Source organism: Arthrobacter horti (assembly GCF_030731045.1).
GTDB lineage: Bacteria > Actinomycetota > Actinomycetes > Actinomycetales > Micrococcaceae > Arthrobacter_E > Arthrobacter_E nanjingensis.
This window is the reverse complement of sequence record NZ_JAVALS010000009.1, coordinates 89199-110697: the sequence shown is the minus strand read 5'-3', so window position 1 is coordinate 110697 and position 21499 is coordinate 89199. Positions and strand designations below refer to the sequence as shown.

17 protein-coding genes and 1 pseudogene are annotated in these 21499 nt (G+C 69.2%); 11 read left to right on the top strand and 7 right to left on the bottom strand.

Annotation, left to right across the window (positions count from 1 at the left end; all coding sequences use genetic code 11):
• Positions 1-120 precede the first annotated feature (120 nt).
• The 5 genes and pseudogenes from Q9R02_RS12670 to Q9R02_RS12650 form a co-directional block, all read left to right on the top strand.
• Positions 121-555, top strand: a pseudogene (locus Q9R02_RS12670) (IS30 family transposase); the annotation flags it as partial.
• Between the two features lie 99 nt (positions 556-654).
• A complete protein-coding gene (locus Q9R02_RS12665; protein WP_305997062.1) occupies positions 655-1917 on the top strand; it encodes an alpha-L-fucosidase in 1263 nt (420 codons plus the stop codon).
• A gap of 102 nt (positions 1918-2019) precedes the next feature.
• Positions 2020-3045: an LLM class flavin-dependent oxidoreductase gene (locus Q9R02_RS12660; RefSeq protein ID WP_305997061.1), complete on the top strand. Its 1026-nt coding sequence runs from the start codon at positions 2020-2022 to the stop codon at positions 3043-3045.
• Between the two features lie 122 nt (positions 3046-3167).
• Entirely contained in the window at positions 3168-4277 is a 1110-nt protein-coding gene (locus Q9R02_RS12655; RefSeq protein WP_305997060.1) for a helix-turn-helix transcriptional regulator, read from the top strand.
• Positions 4278-4389: 112 nt separating this feature from the next.
• On the top strand, positions 4390-4839 hold the full coding sequence (locus Q9R02_RS12650; protein WP_305997059.1) for a hypothetical protein: 450 nt from the start codon (positions 4390-4392) through the stop codon (positions 4837-4839).
• Positions 4840-4925: 86 nt separating this feature from the next.
• On the opposite strand, the gene Q9R02_RS12645 is transcribed toward Q9R02_RS12650, so the two are convergent.
• Positions 4926-5789: a LysR family transcriptional regulator gene (locus Q9R02_RS12645; RefSeq protein ID WP_305997058.1), complete on the bottom strand. Its 864-nt coding sequence runs from the start codon at positions 5787-5789 to the stop codon at positions 4926-4928.
• A gap of 69 nt (positions 5790-5858) precedes the next feature.
• On the opposite strand from Q9R02_RS12645, the gene Q9R02_RS12640 reads away from it, so the two are divergent.
• The 3 genes from Q9R02_RS12640 (at position 5859) to Q9R02_RS12630 (ending at position 9162) form a co-directional block, all read left to right on the top strand.
• Positions 5859-6875, top strand: a complete 1017-nt coding sequence (locus Q9R02_RS12640; RefSeq protein WP_305997057.1) for a DMT family transporter — start codon at positions 5859-5861, stop codon at positions 6873-6875.
• Between the two features lie 53 nt (positions 6876-6928).
• On the top strand, positions 6929-7213 hold the full coding sequence (gene ppnP / locus Q9R02_RS12635; protein ID WP_305997056.1) for a pyrimidine/purine nucleoside phosphorylase: 285 nt from the start codon (positions 6929-6931) through the stop codon (positions 7211-7213).
• A gap of 311 nt (positions 7214-7524) precedes the next feature.
• A complete protein-coding gene (locus tag Q9R02_RS12630; RefSeq protein WP_305997055.1) occupies positions 7525-9162 on the top strand; it encodes a sialidase family protein in 1638 nt (545 codons plus the stop codon).
• A 71-nt stretch (positions 9163-9233) separates the two neighbouring features.
• Here Q9R02_RS12630 and Q9R02_RS12625 read toward each other — a convergent pair whose 3' ends face one another.
• Positions 9234-9683: an SRPBCC family protein gene (locus Q9R02_RS12625; RefSeq protein WP_305997054.1), complete on the bottom strand. Its 450-nt coding sequence runs from the start codon at positions 9681-9683 to the stop codon at positions 9234-9236.
• Between the two features lie 104 nt (positions 9684-9787).
• Here Q9R02_RS12625 and cobA point away from each other — a divergent pair, with 104 nt between their 5' ends.
• Complete coding sequence (gene cobA, locus Q9R02_RS12620) at positions 9788-11029, top strand: uroporphyrinogen-III C-methyltransferase (protein WP_305997053.1); 1242 nt, start codon at positions 9788-9790, stop codon at positions 11027-11029.
• Positions 11030-11067: 38 nt separating this feature from the next.
• On the top strand, positions 11068-12585 hold the full coding sequence (locus tag Q9R02_RS12615) for an FAD-dependent oxidoreductase (protein ID WP_305997052.1): 1518 nt from the start codon (positions 11068-11070) through the stop codon (positions 12583-12585).
• 92 nt (positions 12586-12677) lie between these two features.
• On the opposite strand, the gene Q9R02_RS12610 is transcribed toward Q9R02_RS12615, so the two are convergent.
• The 3 genes from Q9R02_RS12610 to Q9R02_RS12600 all read right to left on the bottom strand — a co-directional run bounded on the left by Q9R02_RS12610 (position 12678) and on the right by Q9R02_RS12600 (position 16312).
• Positions 12678-13391, bottom strand: coding sequence for a FadR/GntR family transcriptional regulator (locus Q9R02_RS12610; protein ID WP_305997051.1), 714 nt, complete (start codon positions 13389-13391; stop codon positions 12678-12680).
• A gap of 1 nt (position 13392) precedes the next feature.
• On the bottom strand, positions 13393-14718 hold the full coding sequence (locus tag Q9R02_RS12605) for an MFS transporter (protein WP_305997050.1): 1326 nt from the start codon (positions 14716-14718) through the stop codon (positions 13393-13395).
• A 145-nt stretch (positions 14719-14863) separates the two neighbouring features.
• Positions 14864-16312, bottom strand: a complete 1449-nt coding sequence (locus Q9R02_RS12600) for a PucR family transcriptional regulator (RefSeq protein ID WP_305997049.1) — start codon at positions 16310-16312, stop codon at positions 14864-14866.
• Positions 16313-16455: 143 nt separating this feature from the next.
• On the opposite strand from Q9R02_RS12600, the gene gabT reads away from it, so the two are divergent.
• Positions 16456-17808, top strand: coding sequence for a 4-aminobutyrate--2-oxoglutarate transaminase (gabT, locus tag Q9R02_RS12595; protein ID WP_305997048.1), 1353 nt, complete (start codon positions 16456-16458; stop codon positions 17806-17808).
• Positions 17809-17923: 115 nt separating this feature from the next.
• Here gabT and Q9R02_RS12590 read toward each other — a convergent pair whose 3' ends face one another.
• Both Q9R02_RS12590 and rarD read right to left on the bottom strand, forming a co-directional pair.
• Positions 17924-20362: a polysaccharide lyase 8 family protein gene (locus Q9R02_RS12590; RefSeq protein WP_305997047.1), complete on the bottom strand. Its 2439-nt coding sequence runs from the start codon at positions 20360-20362 to the stop codon at positions 17924-17926.
• 89 nt (positions 20363-20451) lie between these two features.
• Positions 20452-21489, bottom strand: coding sequence for an EamA family transporter RarD (gene rarD / locus Q9R02_RS12585; RefSeq protein WP_425279275.1), 1038 nt, complete (start codon positions 21487-21489; stop codon positions 20452-20454).
• Between the last annotated feature and the right edge of the window lie 10 nt (positions 21490-21499).

The window sequence follows — 21499 nt, the reverse complement described above, 5'->3', positions numbered from 1 at the left end:
ACAGATCACCACGAACTGGAAACAAGCCCTCGCCCAACTCGCCCTGGCCTACCCCGACCGAATCCAGCCCTACCTCTAGAAACCCGGCAACGCCCCGCTTACACAAACAACTTGACAGGCTCCTCCGGGATCGTGACCCTTGTCGAACGCACCAGCCGCTTCACCCTCCTGGGCCGCCTGCCCGGGGCCAGGGACTCGGCCACGGTCATCGACGTCATGCAGACCATGATCACGGGCCTGCCCCAGGCGATGCTCAAGAGCATCACCTGGGACCAGGGAAACGAGATGGCCCGGCACGCGTCCTTCACCGTGGCCACCGGTTGCGCGATGTTCTTCTGTGACCCCCACTCGCCCTGGCAACGCGGGACGAACGAGAACACTAACGGCCTCGTCCGGGACATCCACCCCAAAGGCACGAACTTCAACGACGTCACCGATGAACAACTCGCCGAGACCGAACGGCTGTTGAACATCCGGCCCCGCAAAACCCTCCACTGGGACACCCCACGTGAAAGACTGACCCAACTGATCGACAGTGTTGCGCTAACCCCTTGAAACCGCCCCGGTTTTAGGGGCGTGAGCTGCGCTCTCGGCGTTGCTCGAGCGTGTTCGGGTGGTTCCGTCGGGCGGCCGGGGGTCTTTAGGGTGGACCGCATGACGACGGATCCACTGCGCCCCACGCCCGGGCAGCTGGCCTGGCAACAGGACCGGATGGGCGTGTTCTTCCACTTCGGGATCAACACCTTCCACGGCAAGGAATGGAGCGACGGGACGCTGCCCGCCTCGAGCTTCGACCCTGCGGAGCTGGACGCCCGTCAGTGGGTCCGCGCGGCGCAGCTGGCCGGGGCGAAGTACGTGGTCCTGACCGCCAAGCACCACGACGGTTTCTGCCTCTGGCCCACCGCCACCACGGACTATTCGGTGGCGTCCTCGCCCTGGCAGGACGGGCGCGGCGACGTCGTGGCGGAGGTGGCGCAGGCGTGCCGGGAGGCGGGGCTGAAGTTCGGGCTGTACCTCTCGCCGTGGGATCGCAACGCCGCCTGCTACGAGGACGCGGCCGCCTACGATGCCTTCTACCTCGCCCAGCTGAGCGAGCTCTGCACCCGCTACGGGACGCTGCACGAGCTGTGGTTCGACGGCGCGGGCTCGGAGGGCCGGGTCTACGACTGGGCCCGGATCGGGGCCGTGATCGCGGAGCTGCAGCCGCAGGCCATGGTCTTCAACATGGGCCCGGCCACCATCCGCTGGGTGGGCAATGAGGACGGGCTGGCCGAGGACCCCGTGGAGTATGTGGTGTCCTCCACGGCGGTCTCCAACTACGTCAGCGACTCGGAAACGCTGGACGAAGAGGCCTACTTGCCGCCCGAGTGCGACGTCTCACTCCGCCCCGGCTGGTTCTGGCAGCCCGCGGAGGAACCTAAGTCCCTGGAACACCTCCTGGCCATCCACTACCGGTCCATCGGCATGGGCGCGAACCTCCTCCTCAACCTCCCGCCGGATTCCCGCGGCCTCATCCCGGACGCGGACCTGGCCCGGCTGGCGGAGTTCCGTGCCGAGCTGGACCGGCGCTTCGGGAAGCCGATGGAGGCGCGTCTGACGGACCTCGGCGACGGGGAGTGGGAGCTGGACTTCGGGCGCGAGGTGCTCCTGGACCATGTGGAGCTCGGCGAGGACCTCACAGAGGGGCAGCGCGTGGCGCGCCACAGCATCCTCGGTAAGGACGGCGAAGTCCTTGCCGCCGGACTGACCGTCGGATCCCAGCGGCTGCACGCCGTCGTGCCTCACAGGGCGCGCCGCCTGCGCGTCCAGCTGAACGTCGACGCCGCGCGGCTGGCCTTCGCGCGCGCCTACGACACGGGCGGGGCGCAGGTCCCGGTGATCGAGTACACGGCGCCGACTCACCGTCCGGAGGACTGAAATGGCACGTTGACTGCTCAGTAGTGGTGGTTTCCGAGGCCTGCAACTCACCACGACTGAGCACTCAACGTGGGCCGGCGGGGGAATGTTCCATGTAAACGCATGGTTTCACCCCTTGTGAACAGCAAGAAGATCGGATTCTTGTCCTTCGGGCACTACGGGCGCTCGGCCGGATCCCGCACCCAGGACGCCGGGGAGTCGCTCCGGCAGGCCATCGAACTGTCCGTGGCAGCGGAGGAGCAGGGCGTGGCGGGCGCCTTCTTCCGGGTCCACCACTTCGCCCGGCAGGGAGCGGCCCCGTTCCCGCTCCTGGCCGCCATCGCCGCGCGGACCAGCACCCTGGAAATGGGCACCGGCGTGATCGACATGCGCTACGAGAACCCGCTCTACCTGGCCGAGGAGGCTGCGGCCACGGACCTCATCAGCCAGGGCCGGCTGCAGCTCGGCGTGAGCCGTGGTTCACCCGAACCCGCGCTCAACGGCGCCTCGCATTTCGGCTACGTCCCCGGTGAAGGCGAGACCTCCGCGGACATGGCGCGCCGCCACACTGAGCTCTTCCGCGAGGCGATCTCCGGTGCGGGCATCGCCCCCGCGGACCTCGGCGGCGGGCGGCCGGGTCTCCTGCTGCCCATCGAGCCGCAGGCCCCGGGACTGGACCGTCGCATCTGGTGGGGCGCCGGAACCCGCGCCACAGCCATCTGGGCCGCCGAACAGGGCATGAACCTGATGAGCTCCACCCTCCTCACCGAGGACACCGGCGTGCCGTTCGACCAGCTGCAGGCCGAGCAGATCCGTGTCTACCGCCAGGCCTGGAAGGACGCCGGGCACGACTGGACCCCGCGCGTCTCCGTCAGCCGCAGCATCATCCCGCTCGTCTCCGAGGAGGATCACCACTACTTCGGCCTCCGCGGCCAGGTGGAGGGCAAGGACCAGGTGGGGCTGCTGGAAGGCACGCTCTCCCGCTTCGGCCGCTCCTACATCGGCGAACCGGACAAGCTGGCCGGGGAACTCGCCCGCGACGAGGCCGTGCAGGAGGCGGACACCGTCCTGGTCACCGTCCCCAACCAGCTCGGCGTGAACTACAACGCCGCGCTGCTCGGCAACGTCGTCAGGCACGTCTTCGGCTGAAACGGCAGCGCACTACCTGGATCACGCCGCTCCGGTACTCGATTTTCCCCACGGCACTGGTAAGCCAGTCCCACCTGGACTGACCATGGAATCAGCACGTACCTAGGGGGGAGCGTGGGCCCATGGCTGAGCTGTATGGGCGCTGGATTAGGGAACTCCGGCGCGCCGAACGACGTGCGTCCCTGGACGTCCTGGGCGACGTCCTGGCGGAAGCACGCGCCGATCTGGCGGTGTCGGACCCGCAGGAACGCCCGTCGGGACCCCCGGAACGCCCGGTGGGACCCCCGGTCTGGGGTGAACTGCTCCACGACGAGGTGGCCACTTTGCGGACGGGCACCCCGGTGGTGCGCGCCAGGACCCCCGGCGCGGACGGGAGGCGTCCACCGCCGGAGGGCGGCGAAGACCCCGCCGACCCGGCCCGCCTGCTTCACGCGGGGTCGCTCCTCCGCCGTCGTCTCCTGGCCGGTGATGACCCGCGCATCCTGCTGCATGAATCGGAGGCGCTCCTCGCCGTCGTCGACGGTGTGAGGGGTGCCGAGGGGTTTGTGGCCTGCCTGGCGTCCTTCGCCGCACTCGCCGCGAGCCTCGAGGGTGATGAGGCCGCTTTGGCGATCAATCTGGACCGGTCGCTGAGGGCCCGGGAGGCCGCTCCGCCGGGGTTCGCCGCCGAGGGGTCCGACCTGATGCGGAGCTGGGCCATCAGCGTGACATCGAGCATGCCGCGGATTGCGGGCGGGACGGCGGAGCAGCAGGCCGAAGTGTCCGTCACCCCCTTGTTCCGCAGGCTCAGCGATGAGGCGCGGGGCCGCGGCCTCCGGCCGGGATTCGGTGCGGTGTCCCCACTGACCCCGCACGAAGCCAGGCTGCTGCACTTCGTTTCGGCCGGTCTGACGGTGCGCGAGATCGCCGCCCTGCTGCACGTCTCCCCCCGCACCGTCGAGTCGCAGCTGGACCGGGTCCGGTCCGCCTCAGGGACGACGACGCTGTGCGCGGCCCTGAGGCTGCATGCGGAGGCGGTCGGTGCGCAGACGGGCGGTGCGGTGGTGTCCTTGACGGAACGGGAGCGGCAGGTGGCCGGGTACGTCGCCCTGGGCTGGAGGAACTCCGCGATCGCCGAATCCGTGGGCGTCTCCGTGAAAACGGTCGAGAAACACCTGAGCACGGCCCTGGCGAAAACGGGTTCCCGGAACCGGGCGGCGCTGGCTGCCTGGTGGGCGGGCAGCGAACCGTAAAATCCCTACCCCGGCGTCCCGCAGCCACACCAAGATGGGGTGTGTCGGCGCCTCGCGGGGGCTGGGGGCTCCCGGGACGCCGGTATCGAGATGATCTACAAGGGGGTAATCGATGTTCAGCACACGTCATCGCATCCGTGCCGGGGCGGGCCTGCTCATGGCAGGGGCACTGGCCTTCGTGGGTGGCACCGGCGCCTACGCGCACGACTGCTTCAACGCCAGCCGTTCGGCGCAGGGCAATGCCAGCGCCGGCGCCAACTCTCAGGCCTGGTTCACGTTGGTGGTCGCCGATGCGATCCAGGGCGGCGTCGGCCAGGGCTATGACCAGGCTCAGGCCGACTGCTGGGCCGCAGCGTACGCCGCGTCGGGCGCACCGGCGTCGTTCACCATCCACTCCAAGGGAGCGGTGGGACAGGGCGGCACCATCGGCACCAACAACCCGAACGAATACCTGCTCGCCAACGGCAAGGGGATCGACCACGTCTTCGACGCCTACGGCATGCAGATCATGGGGACCGCGGCGTCTTGCGGCATCCAGTTCGGCCCTCCGCCGGCCGGCTGAGCTGCGCCCGGCACTGCGCCCGGGACCGCCTCCGGGAGGACGACGACGGCGGGAGCCTCCCGCCGTCGTCGTCCTCAGGCGGTGGATCAGTCCGTCCGCAGCGCCCTGAGCAGCGCCTCCGTGAGGGGGCTCCATGCCCGGGTGCGGGGGCCTGTGAGGACCAGGCGCCGGCCGACGGTCGGTTCGAGGCGCACCATGCGGAGGCTCGGCGGCAGCAGACCTTCGCCGAGGCTCGGCATGATCGCCACGCCCATGCCTTCATGGACCATGGTGATGAGGGTGGCGAGCTCCCGCACCTGCTGGCGCGATTTGAAGGGGACACCCGCGATCCGGTGGATGCGCCGCACCTGCGTCTCGCAGCCGCCGGTGCTGGTGATCAGACCGTCCTCCAGCAGTTCTTCCAGCGGGATGGACTTCTCCCCGGCGTACGGGTGATCGCGCCGGACGATGGCGCGGTGTTCGTCCTCGCCCACCAGAAGTGACCCCGGCGGGTCCGTGTGCGGGTCCACCACGATGGCCGCGTCCACGACGCCGGTCTCCAGCCACTCCGGGATCTCCTCGTCGTCGCCCTCGAACAGGCTGACTTCCACCTTGGGCAGGCGGGTCTGCCAGACGCTGAGCAATCCCGGGAGCAGGCCCTGCATCACCGTGGGCACGGAACCCAGGCGGATCCGGCCCTCGGGGACGCCGGACCGGGCACGGAGGCTTCCGGACAGCGCCTCCAGTGCCGCGACGGCGGCGCGTGCATGGGGGAGGACCTCCACCGCCAGGGCGGTGGGCGCGTTGGCCCGCTCCCGGTCCAGAAGGAGGCCTCCGATGTCCTCTTCCAGAGCCCGGAGTGTCCGGGACACGGCGGACTGGCTGACGCTGAGCTGCTGGGCGGCGGCGGTGAACGATCCCGTGTCCACCACGGCCAGGAGAGTCCGCAGCTGCGGAACCGTGGGTGCCATGCATTCATGGTATGCCTGGATGAGTTGAATGTATTTGATTCATGCCGGTTCCAGTCCGACAGTAGTCCCATGAACACTCGCCGGCTCGGTCTTGTCGCCGCCTTCGTCATCCTGGCGCTCGTCTGGGGCTCCAGTTTCCTCTTCATCAAGGAATCGCTGACAGCCTTCACCCCCGCGCAGGTGGTCCTGGGACGGGTGGTCCTCGGAGCCGTCACCTTGCTCCTCGTCATGCTCGTCAGCGGCCGGAAGTGGCCGCGCGAGCCGCGGTTCTGGGGCCATATGACCGTGGTGGGCCTGCTCCTCTGTGTGGCCCCGTTCAGCCTTTTCGCCTGGGCTGGTGAGTCGTTGCCATCCGGGCTCTCCGCGATTCTCAACGCCGCCACTCCGCTCATGACCGCACTGGCGACCGCCGCCGTCCTGCCGTCCGAACGCCTGCGGCGCGGGCAGTCCCTGGGCATCGTGGTGGGCGGTGCGGGTGTGGTGCTGGTGATCGCCCCGTCGAGCATGGCCGCGAGCCAGGCCCTGCTCGACACCCTGCCGGCACAGCTCGCATGCCTGGGCGCCGCCGCGTGCTACGGGCTCGGATTCGCCTACATGCGCCGGTTCATCGTCGGCCGGCACCACTACGACTCGATCACCGTGGCGACCGTCCAGCTCACGCTCGCCGCCGCCGTCGCACTCCTCGCCTTCCCGTTCGCCGCGCTCGCGGCCCCGGCCGGCGCGCCCTTGGAACTCAGCCCCGCGGCGGTGATCTCCCTGGTTCTTCTCGGATCGCTCGGGACGGGCGTGGCGTACATTCTGAACACCGCCATCGTGACCCGATGGGGTGCCGTGCGGGCCTCCACCGTCACCTACCTGACCCCGCTGGTCGCCGTCCTGCTCGGCGTGGTGCTGCTGGACGAGAGACTGAGCTGGAATCAGCCGGTCGGCTGCCTGGTGGTCATCACCGGGATCATCGCAGCGCACCGTTCGGCGACGGCCCACCGGGCGGCGCGCGTGCCGGAGCCGACGACGGCGAACGGACCCGCCGCAGCGGATGCCGCAACAATCCATCCGGCGGTTGGAGCGGGCGGCTCCCGGCTCTAACGTGGGGGGAGACCCGCCCGGCCGTGCCGGGCCTTCACGGCAAGGAGCCCGCCATGATCAGCCAGAACGAGTACTTCGACGGCAATGTCCGGAGCCTCGGGGCCGGAGACGAGCAGGGCAAGTTCACGGTGGGCGTCATCGCCCCGGGTGAGTGGACCTTCGGCACGTCCTCCGCGGAGCGGATGCAACTGGTCCGTGGCAGCTGGGACGTCAAGCTTCCGGCCGAGTCCGGCGAGTGGGTCCGCTATGAGGCCGGTTCGGCCTTCGAGGTCGAAGCCGGTGTGTCCTTCACCGTCATGAACGGTGAGCCGGTGGCATACATCTGCTCCTACGACTGAGCGGTCCCCCTGCGGAAGTCCCCGGCCTTGTGGTCTTTCCCCCGCGCTCCGGCGCCGGGGAAAGACCACAAGGCCGGGGACTTTCCCGTGCCGCAGCTGAAAACCTCATCCCTCTCCGCCATATCGGCCGGGCCGCCGCCTCGCTAAAATATGATCTGCTGGGGAGAATGCCGTGCGTTCTGTCGGGTCGTGTCAACGCTGGTCTGCTCAGCGAGTCGTGCCTATCAAGGAAAGGCAGTGGCATGAAACTCGGAAGTGGATTTAATCGGTTAAGGAATTCAGGCTCTTCCCTCCGGGCGATTTTCGGCGCAGTGTGCGCCGTCGCCCTCTCCACCGCGGTCATGACGCCGGCGTCAGCGGCTCCGTCCCACGGCGATCATTTCAAGCCGTCCATCACCGCGCCCTGGGCGAACCCGGACAACGGCGATGCGGAACCGCCGTCGGCCGCCGCACCCCTGTGCCACACGGCGCCCTTCAGCTCGACGGCCGCTTACGCCGCGACGAGCGACGTCGATGCGATCGTCGGGGATCCCGTGGCGCCTCCCGGCAAATGGTCCAACAGCGGCTGCCGCGCGCCGCAGAACGAGACCACGATCGCCGTCGACCCCACCGACCCCCTGCACCTGGTGGTCGGAGCCAACGACTATCGCGTGTGCTGTGACAGCATCGCAAGGAACGACGGCACCGGCTGGGTCTATGTCAGCTGGGACGGCGGCGTCACCTGGCGGAACACCCAGGTTCCCGGCCTGACGGCTGAGACCGGCGGGTCCGGTGCGTTCGCGTCCGTGGACTCCGCCGGGGACCCGGCGCTCTCCTTCGCGCCGGACGGGACCCTCTATTACGCGAACATCGTCTTCAACCGCTCCTCCGCCGCGAGCGGCGTCGCGGTCTCGGTCTCCCATGACGGCGGACTCTCCTGGGGCCGCCCCTCCATGGTCAGCTACGTCTCGGCCGCCAACTTCTTCAATGACAAGGAGTGGATCGCCGCGGGGCCGAACGGCCAGGTGGTGGTGACGTGGACCAAGTTCCTGCAGGGTAAGCAGGGCCTGAGCTACCTCTCGTCGCCGATCGTCGCAGCCTACTCCTCCGACGGCGGGCACAGCTGGAACCGCCAGGGTTCCGCGGTCTCCGACCCGGCACATCCGTACAACCAGGGCTCAAGGCCGATGTACGGGCCGGACGGCACATTGTACGTGGCCTATGAAGGGTCGCAGCCGAGCACCGGATACCAGACGGACGCCCAGGTGATCGCGCGCTCCACCGACAACGGGCGGACGTTCCAGAACGTGGAGGTGGGACGTGTCTATGACGATCTCGACTGCTACCCGATGTTCGGAGGCAGCCAGACCCTGAGCGGCGAACAGTTCCGGATGAACAGCTTCCCCGCCTTCAGTGTTGATCCCCTGACCGGGAACCTCGCGATCGCCTGGAACGATGACCAGGGGGCGGGCTCCTGCGGCAGCGGCGGTACCGCGTTCAGCGGCGTCACATCGTCGCAGGTCAAGCTGGTCACGGGTGCGTGGGGGAGCCTGTCGGCACCGGTCACGGTCACCTCTGGTCCGGGGGACAAGGTGTTCCCCGGGGTCGCGATCCGTGACGGGAAGACGGTGGTGAGCTACTACACGCGCGGCTATGCGGCCACGCACAACCCCGCCGTCTGCAATGTGGTGACCAGCAATGCGGATCCCAGCGGCGTCGCACCGGTCGACGGTTCGGTGTGCCTCGATTACGCGGCGAAGACCTCCACGGACGGCTTCCAGTCGGAGCAACGGCTGACGAGCGAGGGCTCGAACCCGTACATCCAGTTCAGTGACGGCGCGTTCATCGGTGACTACACGCAGATCGTGACCGGTTCGGACGGAGTCTCCCATGCGGCCTGGACCGACTTCCGGGGCCGTCCCGGTGTCACCGCAGCCAACCAGGACGTCTACGTGGGCACGGTCCACTAGCCTCGGCTCGGGTCCTGAACAGCGCGATGGCGGCGCGTCCCTCCGCGTGAGGGGCGCGCCGCCGCCACGTCTCAGCTCTCCGCAACCCGCTTCAGGTACGCGTTGCGCTGCCGGATCAGCCGCGGCATGTACCAGCGCAGGACGGCCAGCTCCGCGAGCCGTCCCAGCGGACCCAGCGGCGCGGCGAAGGTGATGACGTCCCGCATGAGGGTGCCGCCGTCGTCGTCGGTGAAGTGATGCTCGTGCCGCCAGCGCTTGAACGGGCCGCTGAGCTGCTCGTCCACGAAGTAGGACGGCGCGCGGTACTCGGGCAGGTGCGAGGTCATCCGGAGCCGGACGCCGAAGTGCCGGGCCTGCCAGGTGACCGTGTCACCCGGGGCCAGGCGGCCGGAACTCACCCCCGCCACCACCCGCTCGCCGGAGTCCGCCATGGACCCCGTGTGCGCGTCCACGTCCAGGGACAGGCCGAAGATCCGCTCGGGTGGCGCGTCGATCCAGAGCTCCTCGGTGAAGGTGATCACCCGTGAAGCCTACGTGGCGCAGCAATGTTTCCTCCCGTGACCTTGCGTGACCTGGCGTTGCCGCTTCTTTGAAGCGCGTCAGACCCCACACCTACAGTTTTTTCATGGCACTGATCGACATCTATCCCACGGCACTGCGCCTCCTCGGCCGCCCCGTGCTGGTGGTCGGCGGCGGCCCGGTGGCCGCGCGCCGCGCCAAGGGACTGCTCGACGCCGGCGCCCAGGTCACCGTGGTGTCCCCCGACGCCGTCGCCGCCGTGCGTGAGCTCGCGGACGCCGGCCTCCTCCGCTGGGAGCCACGCGCCTACCGCAGTGACGACCTCGACACCCCATGGTTCGTGCAGACCGCCACGGGCGACCCCGCCGTGGACGGCCGCGTCGCCGCAGAGGCCGAGGCCCGCCGCATCTGGTGCGTCAACGCCTCCGATCACGAGAACTCCGCCGCCTGGACGCCCGCCGTCGCAAGCGTGGACGACGTCAAGATCGCCGTCAACGCCGGCGCCGACCCGCGCCGCGCCATGGCCGTCCGCGACGCCGTCGCCACCGCCCTGGATGAAGGCAGCCTGCCGCTGCGCCGGCATCGCCGTGGCGCGGCCAAGGGCACCGTCGCCCTGGTGGGCGGCGGCCCCGGCGACCCCGGCCTGATGACCGTCCGTGCCCGCCGCCTGCTCGCGGAGGCGGACGTCGTCGTCGCGGACCGGCTGGGCCCGCGCTCCGTCCTGAACCAACTCCCGGAGGACGTCCGCGTCATCGAGGTCGGCAAAACCCCCGGGCACCACCCCGTCCCGCAGGAGGAGATCAACCGTATTCTGGTGCGGGAGGCGCTCGCCGGGAACCGCGTGGTCCGCCTCAAGGGCGGCGACCCTTACGTCCTGGGCCGCGGCGGCGAGGAGCTCGCCTTCTGCCGCGAGCACGACGTCGACGTCCAGGTGGTTTCCGGCGTCACCTCCGCGATCTCGGTCCCGGCCGCCGCGGGCATCCCGGTCACGCACCGCGGGCTCGCGACGGGCTTCTCCGTGGTCACCGGGCACGATGAACTGGGCAGCCTGCCGGCAAGGCCGGACCACACTGTCATCCTGCTCATGGGGGTCAAGGCCCTGTCCCGCTCCATGGCCGCACTGGCCGCCTCAGGCCTGCCCGCGGACACCCCGGTGGCGATCGTGGAACGCGGCTACGCCCCGGATCAGCGGGTCACCGTCGCCACCGTGGCGGACGTGGCCGGCCGTGCCGCCGAGGTGGGGGTGGAGAACCCCGCCGTGATCGTGGTGGGCGACGTGGTCCGCCTGAGCCCGTACACCCCCGAACATCTCCGAGTCAGCCAGAATCTCTCATCGACTGCTCCGTAGGTGTCGTCTTGAGCCCTCAAAACGACACTTACGGAGCAATGGATCACCAACACCGAAGGAACACAGCCGTGTCAGAACTCCCCACCACCTCCAGTGCCGCCGTCGGCTCCGTGGAGCGTCCCTTGCGCGTGGCCGTCATCGGCTCCGGCCCGGCCGGCGTCTACGCCGCGGACATCCTCACCAAGAGTGACGAGGTCAAGAGCGGGGAGCTCACGGTCAGCATCGACCTGTTCGACCGTTACCCCGCGCCGTACGGCCTGATCCGTTACGGCGTGGCGCCTGATCACCCCCGCATCAAGGGCATCGTGAACGCCCTCCACAAGGTCCTGGACCGCGGCGACATCCGCTTCTTCGGCAACGTCGACTACGGCACGGATCTGTCCTTGGAAGACCTGCAGAACCACTACGACGCCGTCGTGTTCGCCACGGGCGCCATCAAGGACGCGGACCTGAACATCCCCGGTGTGGAGCTGGACGGTTCCTACGGCGGCGCGGACTTCGTCTCCTGGTACGACGGCCACCCGGACGTCTCCCGTGAATGGCCTCTGGAGGCCCGGGAGATCGCTGTCATCGGCAACGGCAATGTGGCGCTGGATGTGGCCCGTGTCCTGTCCAAGCACGCGGACGACCTGCTGGTCACCGAGATCCCGGAGAACGTCTACGCGGGCCTGAAGTCCAGCCCTGTCACGGACGTGCACGTCTTCGGCCGCCGCGGCCCGGCCCAGATCAAGTTCACCCCGCTGGAACTGCGCGAACTGTCCCACTCCAAGGACGTGGACATCATCCTCTACGCCGAGGACTTCGAGTTCGACGAGGCCTCCGATGAGGCAATCCAGAGCAACAACCAGATCAAGACCATGGTGGGCACGCTCACCAACTGGTTCGCCGAGCAGCCGGAGGACCTCTCCGAGCTGACCGCGTCCCGCCGCCTGCACCTGCACTTCCTGCACTCCCCGGTGGAGATCACCGACTCCGCGGAAACCCCGGGCAAGGTGGCCGGAATCCGCTTCGAGCGCACCGAACTGGACGGCACGGGCAACGCCCGCGGCACCGGCGAGTTCGTCGACTACCCGGTCCAGGCCGTCTACCGCACCATCGGGTACTTCGGCTCCTCCTTGCCGGGCCTGGAGTTCGATCACAAGAAGGGCGTCATCAGCAACGACGGCGGCCGCGTCCTGGACGCCGCCGGCGCCCCGGTGCCCGGCGTCTACACCACGGGCTGGATCAAGCGCGGCCCGGTGGGCCTGATCGGCCACACCAAGGGTGACGCCCTGGAGACCATCACCCATCTGCTCGCCGACCGCGCGGGCCTGCCCGTGGCCGGCGCCGCAGCCGAGCGAGCCGTCACGGAACTGCTGGAGAGCCGCGGCGTGGAGTTCACCACCTGGGAGGGCTGGAACCGCCTGGACGCGCACGAACTCGCCCTCGGCGCCGAGGCCACGGCCAATGGCGGCTCGCACGGCGTGACCGTCGAGCGTGAGCGCATCAAGGTGGTCTCCCGCGAGGAGATGGTGAGCATCTCCCGCAACGGGGCGGACGCCGTCGTCGGCTCCTGAGGCCCACTGACTCTCGTTGAGTGCTCAGTAGTGGCGGCTTCCGCGCCGCACAAGCCGCCACTACTGAGCACTCAACTGCTTTAAGGGCCGGCTCAGCTGCGCGATTCGGCGATGATCAGGCCGCAGCGGACGCTGTGTTCGGCGGTCTCCGGATCCCCGGAGGCGATGGCCGCGATCAGGTCCTGATGACCGGGCTGCAGGCTCGGATCGAAGTCCGGATGCACCGACTGGTTCATCAGATCGCGCTTGAACGCTCCGGCGAACCCGGAGTAGAGCTCCTCGAGCAGCGGGTTCTCGCTGAGCCGGGCCACGCCACGGTGGAACTCCCAGTCCAGCTCCGCCCACTCCTCCACGCGCCCGGCGTCCCACGCGGCGAGGGCCGCATCCAGGATGCGCTGGAGTTCGCGGACGCCGTCCCCAGTGGCCCGTTCGGAGGCGAGACGTGCCGCCTGCGTGTCCAGGACCTGCCGGACCTCGAAGACATGCGCGGCGGTGTGTTCGCGGACGCTACGGCTCGCGGTGCCTTCGAGTTCGCTGCGGGCCCGGACATAGGTGCCGTCCCCCTGGCGGACCTCCAGCATGCCGGCGTGGGAGAGCGCCTTGACGCCTTCCCGCAGGGTTCCGCGGGAGACGCCGAGCAGCTCCATGAGCTCGGCTTCCTTGGGAATCCGCTCGCCCACGGCCCAGACGCCGCTGGTCACCTGCTCGCGCAGGCGCTGGACGACGACGGCGGCGCGGGGCTGCTTCGGGGGAACCGGCTGCTTGGGGGAGCCGGACTGCGACGCCCCGGCGTGAGGAGTGCTCACCTCAGTCCTGCTTCCCGCCGTCGTGAAGTGGCGATTCGCGCTTGGCTTCGTGGCTCGCGATGACGACGCGCGGCCCATGGCCACGGTGGATCGTGCCGAGGCGGAAGCCGGTCGCCAGCAGCAGCAGTGACACCACGACGGCCACGGAGAGCGGGAGGACCCAGCTTCCCGTGAGGCCGTGGAGGAGGCCGATGCTCAGCGGGCCGAGGGCGGAGAAGAGGTAGCCGATCGACTGGGCCGCCGTGGACAGGGCCGTGGTCTCCGCCGCGGTGGAGCCGCTCTGGCTGATGATCGCCAGGATGGGCGGGAAGACGCCCAGGCCCAGGCCCAGCAGGACGGCGGAGATCAGGGCTGTGCCGACGGGCGCCACGAGGAGCAGGAGCATGCCGAGTGCCATGGAGGCGGCGGGGATGGCCAAGGCCCAGGGGCGCGCGCCGTTGCGGGATCCGAGCGTCAGGAAGAACATGCCCGCGAACAGGGACACGAACTGGCTGATCCCGAAGATCACGCCGCTCTGTGCGGCGTCCATGCCACTGTCACTGAGGATGTAGGCGAACCAGCTCATGGCGGCGTAGGCCAGGAAGCCCTGGGCGGAGAAGACGATGGTGATGAGGACGGCCTTGCGGCTCTTCAGCGAGGCCAGGACGCCATGGCGTTCTGCGGGGGCGCCGCCCCCGGGGATGGAGGCACGGATGCCACGGCTGGAGAGGGCGAGCGGCACCAGCCCGAGCAGGCCCACGATGGCCGCGCCGGACCAGGCCGCCAGGCCGGCGGACGGGGAGCCGAGCGCATGCCCCAGGGGGACGCTGAACGTGGCGGCACTCGTGGAGCCCACGGTCATCATGACGGTGTACATGCCCGTCACGAAGGACGTCCGGTGGGCGTGGTCCTGCCGGACCAGGACGGGCATGGAGATGTTGCAGATGGCCAGACCGCTCATGGCGATCACGGTGCCCACCAGCAAGGCGGCGGTGCTCGGGATGCCGCGCAGTGCGAGGCCACCGGAGAGCAGGACCAGGGCCAGCACGAGGGTGTTCTCCACGCCGAGACGCCGGATCAGGGCGTTGGCGGCAAGGCCGGCCACGGCGAAGCAGAGCGTGGGAATGGTCGGCAGGAGGGAGGCGATGAAGGCGCCGTATCCCAGGGCGTGCTGGAGTTCGTGGAAGAGGGCCGAGGCGCTCGTGATGCCGATCCGGAGGTTCAGGCCCACCAGGATGACACCCACCAGGGCCAGAACCGCCCGTCGTCGGACGCTGCCGGACGGGGCGGAAGGCGGCGTGGGGGCCGGTGCGGACACGGCCGAATCGGGGGAGAGGGTACCTGGCATGTTTAAAGGTTAGACCTTTTCATGATTCGGTATGCCATTTTCGTGACATATTTCACCGAGCGCCCAGCGTCCCTTTCGTTGAGTGCTCACTTGTGGCTGCTTCGGGCGCTCGTAAGCCGCCACAAGTGAGCACTCAACGTGTGGTCTACCGCGCTCCCAGCCGCGCGATCGCCAGGGCCAGCCAGAGCTGGACCCGGTCCGCCGTGGTGGACGGGTCGTAGCCGCTCAGCTCCGTGATCTGCGCCAGGCGGTAGCGCACCGTGTTGCGGTGCAGCGTGAGGGCCTGCGCGACGGCGGCTACGGAGCCATCGTGCTCCAGGTAGCTCTCCAGCGTGCTCACCAGGCCGGCGCCATGGGCGGCGTCGAAGTCGTAGAGCGGCTTGAGGGTCTCCTGCGCCATGTCCGCCAGCGGCACGTCCTCGCTGGCCAGCAACAGCGACGTCAGGCTGAGACGCTCCGGTTCGTTGACCGGCAGGCCGCGCGCCACGGCGTCGCGCGCCTCGAAGTAGCTCCAGCGCAGGCCGTTGGCCTTGGCGTAGTGCCCGCCGATGCCCAGCGTCGCCTTCAGCCCGGCCTCCGCCAGGAGGGAGTGGACGGCGTTGGCGGCCTCCACGGCGGTCTTGTCCTCCGGCGTGATGATCAGCAGTTCGGAATCGACGACGGCGGTGGGGGTGCCGTCCAGCCCGGCCGGCAGGGGAGTGGACATGATGGCCTTGTTCTGGGCCGGGGTGTTGCCGGGCGCGGGACGGACCAGGATGACCACGTGCCGCTTGGCGGCCGCCACGCCGATGGTGGCCAGGCGGCTGTTCGCGTCCTTGGCGTCCAGGATGCCGCGGATCACGTCCTGCATGACCTGGCCGGCCAGTTTCCGTCCGGCGTCGCGCTGGTGCTTCTGGTTGTTCAGTTCCAGGCTGATGAGGCTCTTGGCGTAGTCCAGGATGCCCGCGTCCCGGAACGGCTCGCGCACCTGGAGGGTGGTGGCGTCACGCTGCCCGGTGGAGATGGCCACGTCCAGCCAGGTGGCGGCGTCCACGGTGCCGTGCGCACCGGCCGTGGTGCTGAAGATCTCCTGGCCGTACCGGCGCAGCCTCAGGTCCGTGCGGAGCAGGCCCGCCAGCTGGCGCAGCAGCGCCGGGAGGCCGCCGCCGGAGAGGAGGGAGCGTGCCAGGACCTGGTGCCCGGAGAGCATCCGTTCCAGCTTGGCCAGGTGGTCCGCGTTCTGCGCCTCCGCCACGAGCTTGCCCAGGGCGATGAACGGGGTCTCGTACGGGACCTCCACCACGGGGATGTCCCAGCGGTTGGCCTCCGCCACGAGCGCGTCCGGGACGGATTCGAAGGACAGTCCCACGCCGAATCCGAGCCCGACGGCGCCCGCACGGCGGACCATGCGCACGAAGTGCCGCTGCGCCGCGGCGGTCTTCAGACGCAGACCGGTGGTGACCACCAGCTCGCCGCCGTTGAGGAAGCGCTGGGGGTTTTCATGTTCCGTGACGGCCACCCACTGGATGGGGGTGGAGAGCGTCGAATCGGCCGTGCCGAGCTTCTTCAGCTTGAGGGAGGGGACCGCCAGAAGTGCCGCCAGGGTGATGGACATGGTACCCATCATAATTTCCCCATTGGACGCAGGCACAGCCCCTCAGGGGGTTGGCTGTGCACTCGCCCATACTCGGACTCGGAACGTCATCTTATGCTCGAAGTCACACCCGTCGCAGGCGACTAAGAAGGAAAGAGTCCCCCATGACTGCAACCACCACCGAACTCAGCTACCGCCTCGAGCAGAAGCGCAACGTCGGCGAGTTCCCCGGCCCCAAGTCCCGCGAGCTCTCCGCCCGCCGTGACGCCGTCGTCGCCGGCGGCGTCGCCTCCTCCGTCCCCGTCTACATCGCCGATGGCGATGGCGGCATCATCAAGGACGTGGACGGCAACTCCTTCATCGACCTCGGCTCCGGCATCGCCGTGACCAGCGTGGGCGCCTCCGCTCCGGCCGTCGTCGCCGCAGTCCAGGAAGCAGTGCAGCACTTCACGCACACCTGCTTCATGGTGACCCCCTATGAGGGCTACATCGCCGTCGCCGAGAAGCTCAACGAGCTGACCCCGGGCGACCACGAGAAGCGCTCCGTGCTCTTCAACTCCGGCGCCGAGGCCGTCGAGAACGCCATCAAGATCGCCCGCAAGGCCACCGGCCGCAACGCCATCGTCGCGTTCGACCACGCCTACCACGGCCGCACCAACCTGACCATGGCGCTGACCGCCAAGGCCATGCCGTACAAGAGCGGCTTCGGCCCGTTCGCCTCGGACATCTACCGCATGCCGATGAGCTACCCGTTCCGCGAGGAGAACCCGGAGATCACGGGCACCGAGGCCGCCAAGCGCGCCATCCTCGCCATCGAGAAGCAGATCGGCGGCACCGAGGTCGCCGCCATCATCATCGAGCCCATCCAGGGTGAGGGCGGCTTCATCGTCCCCGCCGAGGGCTTCCTGCCCACCCTGGCCGCCTGGGCCAAGGAGAACGGCGTCGTCTTCATCGCCGATGAGGTCCAGGCCGGCTTCTGCCGCACCGGCAAGTGGTTCGCCGTCGATCACGAGGGCGTCGTCCCGGACCTGATCACCATGGCGAAGGGCATCGCCGGCGGCATGCCGCTGTCCGCCGTGACCGGCCGCGCCGAGCTGCTCAACGCCGTCCACGGTGGCGGCCTGGGCGGCACCTATGGTGGCAACCCGGTGGCCTGCGCCGCCGCACTCGCCGCTATCGAGACCATGGAGCAGTTCGACCTGAACGCCCGCGCCACCCGCATCGGCGAGCAGATCCAGGGCCGCATGAACAAGCTGGCCGAAGAGCTCTCCGTGATCGGTGACGTGCGTGGCCGCGGCGCCATGCAGGCCATCGAGCTGGTGGTGGCCGGTTCCAAGGAGCCGAACGCCGCGCTGACCAAGGCGATCGCCGACTACTGCCTGGCCCAGGGTGTCATCATCCTGACCTGCGGCACCTACGGCAACGTCATCCGCCTGCTGCCCCCGCTGACCATCGGCGAGGAGCTGCTGGGCGACGCGCTGGACGTCCTCGAGGCGGCCATCCGCGCTAACGCCTGAGAGTCCTTCTCCGGCCCGGGTCTGCAATGACCCGCTGAGAACCCGGCCGCCCTCCGTCCCGATCACCTGCCCGCGATCGGTCCGGAGGGCGGCCTGTTCCTTTTAAGACCCGGCCTCAGCGGGACAGCGTCACCTTCTTCGCGTGCCCGTGGCCGTCCAGGGCGAACTGGACCGCCAGCGGCGCGGTGCTGAGCACCGTGACCCCCGGGTCGGCGTCGACGACGGCGGACGCGGACACCCCGGTCAGCGTCACCTGGGCGAGCGGCTGGGTGCGGCTGGGGTCGGAGAGCGCCACGGTCACCGTGCCGCTCTCTTCATGCACGGCGACGGAGCACGGCCCGCTCGCGATGATCCCGGAGGCGGGTGGTTCCCCAGCCGGGGTGGCCTGGAAGACGTTCGCCAGGGTCAGGTTCTGCGTGGCGTCCTTGATGGCCTGGACTCCCGCGTTGTTGGCCACGACGGTCACGGTCGGCGCGTCGGACTCGGTGAACGTGACCGGGTGGGCCGCCCCGGGCAGGGCGATGTACGCGTAGCCTCCGCCCTGCGGGTCCTTGCCGTGGTGGTGCGTGACGGTCACGTAGTCCCGGGTCTTCGGGTCCGCCGTGCCGCCGGTGTCGGAGCCGGAGTTGATGGTCTTCCAGTCGCCCGTGCAGCGGATGACCTGCACGTCGATGTCCCCGCTGACGTTCTCGCCGGGCAGGAACACGTAGCCCCCATAGCCCATGATGTGGGCGTTGCGCTTGACCCGCACGGCGGTGTCGCCGGCGGCCATCACGCGGTTGCGGTTGTCGGTGCGGATGTTCGGCACGGTGCCCTGGGCGAAGGCGCGGTTGTCCACGGTGGTGAAGACGTCGTAACCGGAGGTGGAGGTGATCCCGGCACCCAGGCACACCACCTTGTCATCCAGGAAGAACCAGGACTTGCGGGCGCTGAGCGTCTTGTTGAAGTTCAGGTGGTCCATGCCCTGGATGCCCCAGCGCCCGTCCAGATCCAGCCCACCGGCGAACGCCTGGAACGCCCGCGGGATGCCCGTGCCGTTCGCGGCGCCGCTGGACCGGGGCTCCGCGGTGACAGTGGTGCCGGGCAACCGGTACGGGTCCACGGTGGGCCAGAAGTCCGCGCTGTACTGGCCCGGGTCGGAGGCCACGTAGTAATAGGTCAGCCCGTCGCCCTGGTACCAGCCCTGGTTGTTCTCGAAGTTGCCCCACTCGTAGCGGCCGATCCTCTTGGAGGACACATTGACCACCGAACTGAAGTCCGGGCGGTGGTGGACCAGGCGGTCCTGATCGCCGAAAGCCTTGGTGAAGACCGGGGCGGGGGCCGGGGTGATGGAGCCGTCTGCGAGGTTGGCCGTGATGAGGAGGGACTTGGCGATGGTCTGGCCGGGGAGGCCGTACAGGGTGACGCCCGCCCGGTTCAGCCAGCCTTTGACCAGGGAGAGGTAGCGGCTGCGGTACGGCTCTCCGGCGCCCGGTGCCAGCAGCAGGATGGCGGTCAGCGCCGCCGCGCCGTCCACGTGGTCGGGATTCTTCTGGCGGGACACGGCCCGGCCGCGGACCGCGTCCATCATGCGGCCGTTCCAGATGAACGGGGCGAAGGAGGCCTCCACGGAATCCAGGATGACCGACTTGTCCGGATCGGTGACGTCCCAGTCGCTGCCGCCCAGCAGGCCGAGGATCTCCGCGATCCCGCCCAGGGTGACCACGCCGTAGGTGCCCACGTAGGGGAGGTAGCTGTGCTGGACGAAGGAGCCGTCGCGGTAGAAGCCGTCGCCACCGCTCACGTAGCCGAAGACACTGTTCTTCCCGGCCCGGACCGTGTCGCTGAGGGCATCGCGGGCCAGGGCGATCTCGTCCGGACGGCCGTCCAGCATGCCGCGGAGGATGCAGGAGAGGGACTTGTCGCTCCGGTTGGCGCCCGTCTCCGCCAGGCTCGTGCCGCGGCCCCGCCAGTTCGGATCCGGAGTGAAGTAACGGGCGGCGGCCATCAGGGAGGTACGCAGATCGGCGGGGACCACGTCATGCAGGAGCACCAGGGTGTCCGCGGCCTTGCGCGGCACGCCGATCTCCCAGAACCACCAATTGCCGGCGGCCCGCATGCCCGCCTTGTACGCCGTGGTGTTCAGATAGGACAGCGCGGAGACCAGGGCGGACGCGAGGGCGGGGTCGGCGTGCTGGTCAGCGCCTGCGGTTCCGTAGGCGAGGGCCAGGGAGAAGACCCTGTCGAAACTGACGCCCATGTTCCCCGTGGCGTCAGCGCCGCTGCCGATTCCGGTGAGCGGGAGGTCGCTCCAGAGCCCGGATGTGCCGCCGGGCGTGATCATGGATGACCACAGGGACGCGGCCGTCCCGCTCATGGCCGTCAGCGCGGCGGAGAGGGCGGGGACGGAGGCCGCGCTGCCGTCGCCGACGAGCATGAGGCGGCGGCGCTCGATGAGCGCCGCCAATGGGTCGTCACCGGGTGCGGCGGTGGCGGTCTGGGCGCTCGCGGCCACAAGGGCACCGGCGCCGAGAAGGGCGAAGAGGGTTCTGCGGTTCAGCTCCGTAGGGGACAACGGTGGCCTCCAGGGTGTTCGGGAAAGGGTATTCCGAGCCTAGAGCTGAGTGTTCTTGATCACAAGAGTTTGAAACTGTCCATTTCTGTTCAGTTTCGACGGACCTTCACGGTCGTCCACACGATGTCGGCCGTGAGGACCAGCAGGGCCGCCCAGACCAGACCGAAGCCCACCCAGCGTTCCGGGCCCATGTGCTCACCGAGCACCAGGGTGGCCACCAGAAGCTGCAGGGTGGGGGCGAAGTACTGGAGCATGCCGATGGTGGTGAGTGGCAGGCGGGATGCGGACGCGCCGAAGAACACCAAGGGGACGGCCGTGATGATGCCGGAGGCCGCCATCAGCCAGAAGTGCGCGGAGCCGTACCCGGTCAGGGTGGCCGCCTGGTTCATCGTCAGGGCCACCACGGTCACGGCGGCGAACGGCGCCAGTACCAGTGTCTCCACGCTCAGGCTGGTCACCGCATTGACGCCGGCGCCCACCTTCTTCTTCATCAGCCCGTAGAAGCCGAAACTGAAGGCGAGCACCAGGGCGATCCACGGGAGCTTGCCGTACGCCACGGTCAGGACCACCACCGCCACCGCGCCGATGCCCACGGCCACCCATTGCACGGGGCGCAGGCGTTCCTTCAGCACCAGGACGCCCAGCAGCACGGAGACCAGCGGGTTGATGTAGTAGCCCAGGGAGGCTTCCACAGCCTGGCCTGAGGTGACGCCGTAGGTGTAGGTGAGCCAGTTGACGCCGATCAACGCGGCTGCGATCGCCAGCACGCCCAGCGTCCGGGGCCGGCGCAGCGCGGCAAGGAACTCGCCCCAGGAGCGCGTGGCCGTCATGAGGATCGCACAGAAGATCAGGGACCAGAGCACGCGGTTCGCCACGATCTCCACGGCGCCGGCGGGCAACAGCAGCATGAAGTACAGCGGCAGCAGCCCCCAGAGACCGTACGCGCCCACGCCGTACAGCAGGCCCGTGCGCCGGGTCGCGGCGGCGTCGGCGGACGACGGCGGCCTGCCGCCCGGGGCGCCCTGCGTGCGGACGGCGGTGGCGCCGCCGTCGTGGTTGAGAGAGGTGCTTGAGTCGCCGCTTCCGGGAAGGGTGGCCGGGAGGGTGCTGGAGTGCTGGTCTGTCACGTGGGCACAA